Below are 11,996 nucleotides of genomic sequence, written 5' to 3'. Positions count from 1 at the left end.
ATTTGCTTAAAAATTAAATTTAAATTATTAGAAAAAATATATATAAAATTGTTATAATTTAAAGTATTAAGAAATAAAGTAGTCATGATTATTTTAAATTTATTTGACGGGGTGAATTAATTTTAAAAACTCACTTTCGTTTATGATTTTTATACTATCTATTTCTTGAGCCTTGGCTAGTTTTGATCCTGGCTTATCCCCTACTACCAAATAATCCAAACTCTTGGAAACTCCGGAGACTACTTTAGCACCTGTTGACCTGACCATTTTTTTGGCTTCGTCCCTATCAATATCCATAGAACCAGTAAACAAAAATGTTTTACCAGCCAATTTATGGCTAGAGATTTTTGGGTTATTTATTTTTACACCATTAGCCAATATATCATCTATCAGGGATTTGTTTTCTTCAAACCAAGCTACTATAGAGCCCGCCATTTCAGGCCCAACATCTGGCACATTTTCTAAGCTTTGATGATTGGCCTTGGTAATTTTTGATATTGATCCAAAATAATGAGCCAGTAAAATAGAAGTCTCCTCACCTACATGACGAATGCCTAGTGCATAAATAAAATTACTCAGCTCAATCTGTTTGGCTTGATTGATAGCCTCAATAAGCTTATTGGCTTTTGTTTGAGCAAAACCTTCTAGAGGCTCCAAGTCACCAGCTTTGAGACTAAAAATATCAGCCGGTGAAACCACCAGTCCTTGGTCTATAAGCTGAGCCACAATGCTATTGCCTAATCCGTCAATATTAAAACCTTTTTTGGAAACAAAATGAATAATATTTTCTACATTTTGGCCGTAGCATTTTTTGTTGGTGCAATAATAAGCCACCTCCCCACTCTGTTTACTGACGCTATGCCCACAAACTGGACATTTATCTGGAAAAATAAATTTTTTTTCACGTCCGGTTCTCAATTTTTTTAGGACTTGGATAATATCTGGGATAATGTCACCAGCTTTTTGGATAATCACCGTATCATCTATTCGGACATCAAGCCTATCTATCTCGTCTTGATTGTGTAAAGTAGCCCTGGAGACAGTAGTACCAGCCACAGCAACAGACTCAAGTATAGCTACTGGCGTTAGTGCCCCCGTCCTACCGACCTGAATTTCAATGTCCAGTACCTTGGTAGTAACCTGCTCCGCCGGAAATTTGTAGGCCAGCATCCAACGCTCTGCTTTGCCCACGTGACCGAGTTTTCGCTCCTTTATGATATCATTTACCACTATTACTGCTCCATCGGTCTGATAGGGCAATTTTTTGCGTTTGTTGACCCATTTTTTGAGAAAATCCTCTACTTGATCAAGGTTTTGGCATCTTTGACTATAAATACTAGTTTTAAAACCCATAGCTAGCAAAAGCTGATGGACATCCTCATGGGTTTTTTGTCCCATGTCAGTAATCAACTCAAAAGTCATGCAATCCAGCTTACGGCTGGCCGTCACCTTGGGGTCAAGTTGCCTGATAGAGCCAGCGGCGACATTTCTAGGGTTGGCAAAAAGCGGCAAGCCTTTTTTCTTTTGTTCTTTATTTATTTTTTCAAACACATTTTTGTGCATCACTATCTCACCACGTACTTCTACAATCTTGGGCAAGGTTTTACCTTTTATTGGCTTGAGTTTCAAAGGTATACTTTCTACAGTTTTTAAATTGTTGGTCACATCTTCTCCTACTGAACCATCTCCTCTGGTGGCTCCCCGAAAAAATATACCGTCTTTATAAGTTAAAACAACCGTCAAGCCATCCAATTTTAACTCGGCATAATAATCATTTATTTTTTCTTTTAAAATCTTTTCATTCCTTTCCCGCCAATCTTCTATATCACTTCTAGAAAAGGCATCTACTAGTGACAAAACTCTTTTGGAATGAGCTACTTTGGTAAATTTATCCAGTGGCAAACCACCTATTCTCTGAGTCGGTGAATCAGGCGTCAAAAATTCCGGAAAAATTTTTTCCAATTCCACTAGTTCATTTTTTAGAGAATCTAAAGCACCGTCAGAAATTTCCTGACGGTCCAAAACATGGTATAGATAGCGATGATGATTTATCTCATCTTTCAACTTTGCTATCCTTATTTTTGCTTCAGCTTTTGTCATTGATTAAAGATTTTTTAAAATTTCTTCTTCGGAGAAAATAACATAACTAAATATGTCAGAAACTGGAACCAAAGCAGGTACTTCTGCTTTTATTTTAAAACGTGAATTTTTATAAGAACCTTGAGAAGTCACTGTCATTTCCGAAGGTATGCCAATAGACACAGAATCAGCTAATAAATCAAAATTCAAATAAGCTATTGTATCGTCCAATGCCCTAAAATTGAAACGATAAAATCTATCATCGGCAATAGGAAAAGAACTAATGGAACTGTCACAATCAGGACTGGAAGCATAACTGCAATTGCAAAGCACGACTTTTTTGTCTACATCTGCCCTAGCATTACTAATATCATCTGTAAAAACATTTTCATCAAAAGAATATACAGTAATTTCTAACCTGTCAGAAACATGAGTTGGAAAACAGTCTGCAATACCCCAAGACACAGAATAATCATGACTAATAGCCGCCGAAGGATCCCAATCAATATTTGAAATATCCCCTGACGGGTCAATAATATCTACATGGGCTGGCGTAGTAGTAGTGATATTGTAAGCATTAAAAGTCGGCCTACTAGAGCTAGCCTGCACTATCTCAAAATTTTGATTGTTGCCCACCGAATCACTATATTGATATAGATTATCAAAAGGATCCAGATTACTAAAATCACGAACAAATTTGATATAATACAAGCCTTTTTCTATCCCACTTTCAGCAGCATAAAAAGAAGAAATAGAATTCCCTGTATTGATAGACATCCTGACCTCACCAATGATAATACGACTAAGAAAAACCACTGAGGCCATCATCAAAGACAAAATCATAATAGCCATTATCAAGACCATGCCTTCTTGTTTCTTTATTTTTGAATTTGGTAAATTATCTGGCATATATTCTCGATGAAATAGTAGTTTGAAGCGTCTGACTGACCTGCTCATTTGGAACGGTACTATAAAATTCTGTTTCCAAACGAATAGTTACCTTTGGCTGGAGATCCTCTCCTCCTGCAATATAAGGGTCTGTACTTGGATTGATAATAAAATCAAGAGCTGATACATTTACATTATTTAATTTTCCCGACAAAAACACTGCGCTGTTATTGTTTGTACTACTCCAACTGGTATCACAACTAGTATAATCATCATCGCAATCCAACAAAATATAACGCAAGTTAAGTACCGTCGGATTGAGAGTATCTACCTTATATAAAGCAAATACTACAGTTTGACCGTCTTCTCTTTCCAAAAATATACAATCACTAAAAAGACCCAAGCCATTGCTAAGCATTGTGTCACACCAAACATCAGTAATATTAAAATTTACAATTTTGTCTTTTCTAATTTCTCTAGCCATAACCTCCAAAGCGTACTGGCTATTGTTCAAGAGCTGCTGAGAGGCTCTGGTATGCAACTGACTATTATTGAAAGACGCGTATATCATGGCAATCACCAAAACAAGCAGAGAAAAAACTGAAACCGAAATCAAAAGCTCTAGCAAGGTGAAACCTGAATTTTGACTTTTTATTTTTTTAAAAAATATATTCATTATCTACGCCAATTATAAAGTTTTTCTGAAATATCTATATAATCCAAAGAACCATTGCTCCTAGTCCACTGGACGTGAGATGTCACCTCCATACCTATGTAGCTGTCACCAGCATTACAATTTTCGGTCATGTTTTTCAAATATTCATTGTCCTGTGGATCGACTTCGCCAGGATCGGTACATATTTTTTGTAGGCGTATTAACCTTTTCATATTGGTAGCTAATCCAGTATTGTTATGATCCAAAAAACTCTGGGCATTTCTGTATAAAACACAAGATGTGCAATTGGTTGTGCAATTTATCAAATTATTATTACAGCTATATGACCTACTAATCAAGTCTGGCAAATCATCAAGATAATCAATATATAAAAGATTAGTCTGATAAAGACCAACATCCGGACGACAAATAGTACTGCCGCAATTGGCAACATTATTTGAATCAATTTTTAGCCAATTACTATCTCTGACATTTCTGACAAGCTCTAGACCCTCTCTAGCTAAATTGGCGCCTGTCACCCTCAAAAAATTATCACGATTATTATTAAAATTGGATATGGCTAGCCCAAGAGCCGTGACAATCCCAATAGTTAAAACAGCAATAGATATAAGCACCTCTATCAAAGTAAAGCCCGCCCTATTTTTTTTAAAAAAATGGCGCTCAGTAAAGATTTGGTTTTTATGTTGACTAAACACGTAAAATATTTATAAACTAATTTCATCTATTGGATCTCTCGGTGCAGGGGGCGGCGCTGGTGGGCTATAAGTGGAGTACTCTATACCAATATTTGTCCAAATATAAGAGTCAGTCGATGCCTCTCCCAAATGAAACACAGATTGATAACCTTTGGCCGGATAACCAGTGCCAGGATATCGCAAGAGAAGCTCATAGTTGCCTTCAGTATCAGTAGAAAAATTTGTGTCTACTTCATTTTCTGATTTAAAAGTAAAATAATGAGAAATGCCAGCTGCATTATAATCATCTAAATACAAATCTGTATTAGTGATAGTAACTTCCTTTATAATCGGATCTTTATCAGAATCATAACCAAGTGGACTTGTGCCACCATCTGCGCCATCTACACCAGAATCAGCAAAAATAGTATAAGAAGAGCTACCACTGCTAGGCTTGTAAATATATATTCCATATCCGCCAGGTGGATAGACTTCTCCTAAAGCAGGATATGGGGCTGCAAAATTGTAAACCGTACGAGATACGGCCATATTTCTGGCTAGTCGCAAATCAGCTGCTAAAGCTTCGGAATACATCTCTACCTCATCATTGATATTGCCCCTAACATACAAAACAGACACCGCCGAAATAATAGCAATCACAGCAATAGCCACCATCAATTCCATCAAGGTAAAGCCAGAATTTTTTTTGAAAAAATTTCTAAACATAAGACAAAAAATTAATATTTGATTATGTAAATAATGAAAAATACCAATTGACCAAACTTTGACCATAAAGCATGACCACAAAAGTAGCCACGGTCAAAAAAGTACCAAAGGGAATCTTGTCACCCCAATCTTTTCTGCCCTTTATGAGCAAAAATATACTAAAAATACTCCCCAATATATAAGCCAAAAATAAGGCGGTCAAAACATGCGGCCAGCCCAAAATAAAACCCATCAAAGCTCCCAACCTTATATCGCCTCCTCCTATCCAACGTCCTTTGGAAACTACAAATTGAAAAAGAAAAAAACCACCACCTACCAAAGCTGCGGCCAATAAATTTAAGGGATTAAAACCTAACAATAGATTGGCTACAAAAGCAAATAAAGCGGCCGGCAAAATAACTTTATCCAAAATAAGATAATATTTAAAATCATAGACAAAGATGATTATTAAAAATGAAACAATCACCCACCAATTTAAAACTTTCAATATATCAACAGCTGCTAGATGATAAAAATTGAACTGTGGCAAAAAATGATAAAAAATTAAAACAAAAGCTAAAGCTGTAACAAATTCTACCAAAGGATATTGAGGAGAAAAACGATGTCTACAATAACGACAACTTCCTTTGAGATACAAATAGCTAAAAAGTGGCACTAAATCTTTGGGATAAAGCCTGTGATCACAAAATAAGCATTTGGATGCTCCTTTGACAAATGATTCTTGCCTATGCAAACGAAAAACCACGACATTTAAAAAGCTACCAATAAAAAGCCCGATAATAAACACAAAAACTACTATCATAGTAGCTTTATTATAACATATTTGATAGCTCTTTGGCTATTTTTTATTTATCTACACAACGCATGACCAGATTGTTGCCTATACGACACTGGCCACCATTTCTAGAATCAATCTGCCAGGTGTCCCAGCTATTATCTAGTTCAAACTCTATTATATAATTTTCGCCATTACTAGCCAGCGTAGCGCTTCGTATCCAATCAAAAGACTGTCTAAAATAAATTTCATCGCCAGCTACATTGATGCCATTTTCTGAAATACCTTGTATCAAAGATACTTCGCTCTTGGCCAAAGTAGGATAAGCATTGTACTGGTCATAATATATTTCCAGACCATTGCCCAACTGTCTCAGTTGAGAGACAAATTCTAGATCTCTTGATTTGCTGTTTAGATACAAAGTAATTACAGACAACAAAACCACTAGTGAAACTAGAGCTAATATTAAAAATATTTTTGTCCTGGTACTGTATTTAAACATGACAAATTAATATCATATACATTTATTATCAGTTGTGCCAAAGTCAGTATTATAAGGAAAACCATTGGCCGCTCCACCTTGTAATACAATTCTAAAGGCATTTGTTCCAACACCATTATTGCAATACAAAGCTGAAGCTATTATTGAGTAATACATTTATTATCATTTGGGCCGCCAGTATTATAATCACAAATTATGAGATTATAAGGAAAACCATTGACCGCTCCACCTTGTAATACAATTCTGAAGGCATTTGCTCCAACATCACTATTGCAATACAAAGCTAAGGCTACATCCGAAAATTGAGGCCAATTAACATTGGTACACATAGCCGTGCCAGCTGTAACTGGCGAAGGTTGTGGAGCTGAAAATCCAACACAGGGATTAGTACCATTGTAGCTTATATTTTCCTGCACATTGATGCAATAACTAGCCGCATCATATACACTCCTAGAAGCAGCTTGTATAGCTGCTATTTTTGCTTTGGTTCTAGCACTTTGCAAATTGACCACTGCTACAGTTGATAGTATACCAATGATAGCTATCACAACTAATAACTCTACAAGAGTAAACCCAAAAACATTTTTATTTTTCATATTTTTATTTATTATACAGCTATATTATAGCACAAAAAAACAAATATCCAAAAAGAAGCCTAAATAAATAGGCTTCTTTGGAAATTTATAAACTAATTTATATTAGATACAGCCATCCTGATCGCAAGTAACTGTGGCATGCCCTGAACCAATAATCTGTATTTCCCAAGTACCATCCGAAATAGCGGCATCAATAACGGAAACTGTAGCATAACCTTGAGGAAGCGCAGAAGGCCAAGAACTACCAGTAGTAGCACTACAAACATCTGCTCCGGCAGTGTAGGTTGAAATATTACCCTCTTCATTCTGACAAAGTACTACGGCTGGACCCAATGATGAGCCCCAAGCTTTGGCTGAAGCAACTACTGCTTTTTCACGAGCAGAGTTCAAATTTACTACGGCTACAGTAGACAAAATGCCGATAATGGCAATGACGACTAATAGCTCGACCAATGTAAAACCTTTTTTGTTTTTCATTTTTTTGTCACCCCCTTTCATATCGGCACTTTTTATTTTGTAAAAGAGTTAAAGCCTGAGATCCCCGAGGTTCTAACTCTAATTAAATAAAAAGCACCAAGGATGTTAAAAATTAATTATAAATAAACTTGAATGTATTATAGCATTTTTTTTGCAATTTGCCAATTAAAAAAAACTAACTAATGCTTTGAGCTACCTTAAACATCGGCAGCATTATAGCTGCTACCATACCACCAACTCCCACACCCATGATAATAAGGATCAAAGGTTCAATCAAAGATGTCAGTCCACCCACCAGATTGTCTATTTCACGGCTATAAAAGCTACTAAGCTTTTCCAATACATTATCAAGCTTACCAGTCTTCTCACCTATTACCATCATTTGGGAAAGCATTTTTGGCATTAACTTTGATTTGACAAACAAAGTAGCAATAGAATTACCTCCTTCTACCTCGTCGACACTGTCCAAAATAAGTTTTTCATAAGCTCGGTTATCCACAACCTCAGCGGTGATAGCCAGAGCTGAGGCAATCGGCACCCCGCCTCTTATTAAAGTGGCCAAACTCCTGGTAAATCGGACAATATATACTTTTTTAAATAAGCCACCAAAAATCGGCATTTGTATCTTGACAGTATCCCAAGTAATTTTGCCCGGCTTGGAATTTGTCCACCAGCGGAACAAAAGTATCAAACCAGCTACACCAAAAAGTATATAATACCAATAGCTTCTCATAAAGCCGGAAACATTTATCAATACTCTTGTCAGCAGTGGCAACTCAGCGCCTGACTCTTCAAGCATCTTTACCATATTTGGCACTACAAATGTCATCATCAAAAATCCTACTACAATCATACCTGATACTATAAAGGCCGGATAAATCATGGCACTTTTGATGCGGGAAACCAAATCATAATCTTTTTCCATCTGGTCAGCCAAGTATTGGAGTATTTCATCCAGCTTACCAGAGGTCTCACCAGACTTGACCATGGCCACATAAAAATTACTAAAAATTTTGTCATGCTTGGCCAAGGCATCAGAAAATCTCATACCACCTTCTACATCATCAGCCATTTCCACAATCTTTTCTATAAAAATTGGATTGACGGTTTGTTGAGTCAAAATACGCAAAGCCTGTACAATCGGCACAGTGGCCGAAATCATGACTGATAACTGGCGCGAAAAAATTACCAAATCTTTATGTTTGACTCGACCTATATTTATATTTAAACCTCTTTTCTGTCTTTGAGTGGTTTCAGACAAAGCTAGGACTATCAGTCCTTTTTCAGCCAAAAGCTCAGCCGCTTCATTTTCGGTCACTGCCTCTACCGCTCCTTCTGTAATGCGGCCATCATTGGTTCTAGCTCTGTATTTAAAAATTGCCATAAATCAAATTATTTGAACGATTGTATATCAGCCGATTGCTCTTTGGCATCTTCTGGGCTTATCTCACCTACTCTTACCAACTCCAATAAAGATTTGTCAAAATTGATCATGCCTTCGTCTTTGGAAGTCTGCATAATACTATAAAGCTGACGCAAATTATTATCTTTGATACTAGAACGCACGGCCGGAGTACTAGTCAAAACCTCAGTCACCATACTCAGTCCCCCACCTACACGCGACAACAATTTTTGAGCCAAGATTCCCAAAAATACATTGGCCAATAAATCTCTACCCCAGTCTCTTTTTTCCAAGGGAATGTTACTAATGAATCTTTCCAAAGCTGATACTACCGAGTCAGCGTCCATAGTCATTATCACTAGTTTGCCACTTTCTGCCAATTCTAAAATTAATTCTTCAGAACCTTTATCATGCAAACCATCTACCAAGACAACATCCACATCCTCATCAAGTAAATCTTTTAAACCGTCTTTGAAATTTATTACATCCTTACCAACTTGTCTCTGCTCAATTATTGATTGATTGTTGGAAAAAAGATACTCTACCGGATTTTCCAAAGTCTGGATATGGAGGCCTTTATTTTGATTGAGGGTTTCTATAAGGCTGGCGGCTGTAGAAGTCCGTCCACTACCAAAAACACCAGTGATAATAATCAAACCTTTATCTTTGTTGAGTAGCTGGATAATAACATCTGGCACACCCAAGTCTTTGGGCGGATGTATTATGGCAGAAATCAAACGCAAAGACATAGCCAAATAACCTTTTTGATAAAATACCTTAGCACGATAGCGTGAACGATTGGCCCAACTATAAGTAGTGACAATCTCCCTCTCTTGAGTAAGCATTTCTCTGTCTTCGGGACTCAAAAAAGACTCCGCCAAACCAGTCAAAATATCCGGCGTCAAAATCGGCTGGTCTGTCAAAGTAACCAGTCGTCCATCTACTCGAATCACCGGATTGTTGCCAGCTACCAAATGCACATCAGTAGCCTTTCTTTCCGCAGCAGAATTCAATATATTGTTGATAATCAAAGTATCAGGCATTTATTTTTCTTCGGCTAAGACTGTTTTTATCTTATCTACTACCTCAGATGGTACAAAATGAGCCTTGATAAGATAGTCGTCAGCTCCCAACTCCAAACAACGGTCAATATTGTCCTTTTGAGAGTAATTGGTCAAAATCAAAACTCTGATATTTTTGGTCTCATCGTCTCTTTTGAGCTGACTAAGTACCTCAAAGCCGCTGAGCTCGGGCAGGTTCAAATCCAAAAGTATAAGACTGGGCTTTTCCCGCTGAGCCACTTTGAGACCCTGTAGACCATTGGTGGCCTCCAAAACTTTAAAACCTTCCAGATCAAGCTTGGTAGCATACATCTGGAGCAAAAACTCATCGTCTTCTACTATGAGCACTTTTTTATCTTCCATATAATTACCCGATTAAATAAATTAAATTATTTATATTTTTTAAACTTTACTGACACGCATTACCTCTTCCATAGTAGTCAGACCGAGCAAAACTTTTAATATACCATCTTGCTCCATAGTAATAAAATGTTGTCTTTCCAGCTCGGCATCAGCATCAGCCCTAGCATAACCTTTGGCCACAATATCTTTGAGATCTCTGGTAATATTGATAGCTTCTACAATAGCCAAACGGCCTTTGTAGCCGGTCTGCCCGCAATGAGGACAGCCTTTACCGCGATAAAATTTTAGCTGTGAAATATCAATATCTCCATAAATAGCCTCTTTGGGGATGTTATTTAAATGCCCTTGAGCCATTTCCACAATATCTGGTGGCAAAGTTTCCTCTTCTCGGCATTTGGGACAAATCTTTCTGACAAGCCTCTGGGCAATCACAGCGTTTAAAGTACTAGCCAAAAGAAAGGGTTCTACTTTCATATCAAAAAGTCTGGGGATAGCGCCAGTAGCACTATTGGTGTGTAGTGTAGTCAGCACCGAATGTCCTGTCAGTCCAGCATGGATAGCCAACTCAGCTGTATCATTGTCACGAATCTCACCAACCATGATAATATCTGGATCCTGACGAAGTAGAGCTCTGAGGCCTGTGGCAAAAGTAAAATTGACTTCTGGCCTAATCTGAGATTGATTGACACCTGGAATATAATATTCTACTGGATCTTCTAGAGTAGATATATTTATATCTTCTTTATTCAAAAAACTAAGTGCTGCAAACAAAGTAGTTGACTTTCCACTTCCCGTAGGTCCAGTCAATAGAAAAAGACCGTTTGGCTTGTGAATATTTTGTTCTATTACTTTGAGTTGCAAACCCATAAAACCAAGATCATTGAAAGTCGGAGCCTTATCTGGAGTTTCCAAAATACGCATTACGACTTTTTCTTGACCCATCAAAGGAATAGTGGAAATACGAAAGTCAATTTCCTTGTTGTGTATTTTCATCCTAATACGACCATCCTGAGGAATACGAGTCTCATCAATCTTTAGATTGGCCATAACCTTGATCCTAGATATCAAAGCCGCATGCACATAAATAGGTAAGACAATAGTCGTGTGTAGTACGCCGTCAATCCTATATCTGACTTTGCTTTGGTTGTTTACTGGCTCAATATGAATATCCGAAGCTCGGCCTTCTATGGCGTGCCTGAGTACGACAGACACTATCTTTGACACTGGCGCGCTTTTTACTACATCACCTACTTCGCCCTCCAAATCCAGATCTCCTTCTTTTGGAGCAAAGATAGCTTCAGCTGTATCCAAAGCTTCACCTACTTCCTCTCCCAAAGTCTCATATTGTTTGGCGGCCGCTCGATAGCTGTCCTCGGTAATTATATAATACTTTACTTTATACTTTTGTTTTCTGGATAAAAAATTTAGAGCCTCAAATGCTTTGAAATTGGTCGGATCAACCAAACCGGCATCTATATTGTTGCCTTCTTTATTAAAAATTACCAACCGATAATTTTCTGACAAATCTTGTGGCAATATATTTAAAACTTCAGAATCTATATTTCGGCCTACTAGGTTGACATACTCAATATCATAAAAATTACCTTTGACTTGGGCCCAATCCTCTTCTGAAATCAAAACAATCCTACGGAGCTGTTTTTCTAAATCTTCAAAACTAGAAAAATTTCTCTGGGCTAGTTCTTTATATTGATCTTCATTAATAAAACTCTTTTCCTGTAAAAAACTAAAAATTTTTTGTAATTCCTGTTGGGTCATA

14 protein-coding genes are annotated in these 11,996 nt (G+C 37.2%); all 14 read right to left on the bottom strand.

Annotation, left to right across the window (positions count from 1 at the left end):
* Positions 1-99 precede the first annotated feature (99 nt).
* The 14 genes from ligA to KKH39_02460 all read right to left on the bottom strand — a co-directional run bounded on the left by ligA (position 100) and on the right by KKH39_02460 (position 11,995).
* Positions 100-2,100 (bottom strand): NAD-dependent DNA ligase LigA, encoded by a 2,001-nt coding sequence (gene ligA / locus KKH39_02525; GenBank protein MBU1202892.1) that lies wholly within the window; start codon positions 2,098-2,100, stop codon positions 100-102.
* Between the two features lie 3 nt (positions 2,101-2,103).
* Positions 2,104-2,988 carry a pilus assembly PilX N-terminal domain-containing protein gene (locus KKH39_02520; GenBank protein MBU1202891.1) on the bottom strand — a complete coding sequence of 295 codons (885 nt, stop codon included), beginning with the start codon at positions 2,986-2,988 and terminating at the stop codon, positions 2,104-2,106.
* Positions 2,978-3,643, bottom strand: a complete 666-nt coding sequence (locus KKH39_02515; GenBank protein MBU1202890.1) for a prepilin-type N-terminal cleavage/methylation domain-containing protein — start codon at positions 3,641-3,643, stop codon at positions 2,978-2,980. Before KKH39_02515 ends, KKH39_02520 begins: the two co-directional genes overlap by 11 nt.
* Positions 3,643-4,338, bottom strand: a complete 696-nt coding sequence (locus KKH39_02510) for a prepilin-type N-terminal cleavage/methylation domain-containing protein (GenBank protein MBU1202889.1) — start codon at positions 4,336-4,338, stop codon at positions 3,643-3,645. Before KKH39_02510 ends, KKH39_02515 begins: the two co-directional genes overlap by 1 nt.
* A gap of 9 nt (positions 4,339-4,347) precedes the next feature.
* A complete protein-coding gene (locus KKH39_02505; GenBank protein MBU1202888.1) occupies positions 4,348-5,043 on the bottom strand; it encodes a prepilin-type N-terminal cleavage/methylation domain-containing protein in 696 nt (231 codons plus the stop codon).
* A gap of 22 nt (positions 5,044-5,065) precedes the next feature.
* A complete protein-coding gene (locus tag KKH39_02500) occupies positions 5,066-5,845 on the bottom strand; it encodes a prepilin peptidase (protein MBU1202887.1) in 780 nt (259 codons plus the stop codon).
* Positions 5,846-5,888: 43 nt separating this feature from the next.
* Complete coding sequence (locus tag KKH39_02495) at positions 5,889-6,320, bottom strand: hypothetical protein (GenBank protein MBU1202886.1); 432 nt, start codon at positions 6,318-6,320, stop codon at positions 5,889-5,891.
* A gap of 12 nt (positions 6,321-6,332) precedes the next feature.
* Complete coding sequence (locus KKH39_02490) at positions 6,333-6,476, bottom strand: hypothetical protein (GenBank protein MBU1202885.1); 144 nt, start codon at positions 6,474-6,476, stop codon at positions 6,333-6,335.
* Entirely contained in the window at positions 6,461-6,916 is a 456-nt protein-coding gene (locus KKH39_02485; protein MBU1202884.1) for a type II secretion system GspH family protein, read from the bottom strand. Before KKH39_02485 ends, KKH39_02490 begins: the two co-directional genes overlap by 16 nt.
* A gap of 102 nt (positions 6,917-7,018) precedes the next feature.
* Positions 7,019-7,414: a type II secretion system GspH family protein gene (locus tag KKH39_02480; GenBank protein ID MBU1202883.1), complete on the bottom strand. Its 396-nt coding sequence runs from the start codon at positions 7,412-7,414 to the stop codon at positions 7,019-7,021.
* Positions 7,415-7,568: 154 nt separating this feature from the next.
* The gene (locus tag KKH39_02475) at positions 7,569-8,777 is read right to left on the bottom strand and encodes a type II secretion system F family protein (protein ID MBU1202882.1); all 1,209 of its coding nucleotides are present in this window, start codon (positions 8,775-8,777) and stop codon (positions 7,569-7,571) included.
* 8 nt (positions 8,778-8,785) lie between these two features.
* Positions 8,786-9,838 (bottom strand): Flp pilus assembly complex ATPase component TadA, encoded by a 1,053-nt coding sequence (gene tadA, locus KKH39_02470; GenBank protein ID MBU1202881.1) that lies wholly within the window; start codon positions 9,836-9,838, stop codon positions 8,786-8,788.
* Complete coding sequence (locus KKH39_02465; GenBank protein MBU1202880.1) at positions 9,839-10,219, bottom strand: response regulator; 381 nt, start codon at positions 10,217-10,219, stop codon at positions 9,839-9,841. It lies immediately after the preceding gene.
* 39 nt (positions 10,220-10,258) lie between these two features.
* Entirely contained in the window at positions 10,259-11,995 is a 1,737-nt protein-coding gene (locus tag KKH39_02460; protein MBU1202879.1) for a GspE/PulE family protein, read from the bottom strand.
* Position 11,996: the final 1 nt, after the last annotated feature.

The organism is Patescibacteria group bacterium (assembly GCA_018819405.1).
Taxonomy (GTDB): domain Bacteria; phylum Patescibacteriota; class Patescibacteriia; order UBA1558; family GWA2-36-10; genus XYD1-37-29.
Note: the sequence above shows the minus strand (reverse complement) of the source record. Positions and strands in the feature narration are given on the sequence as shown.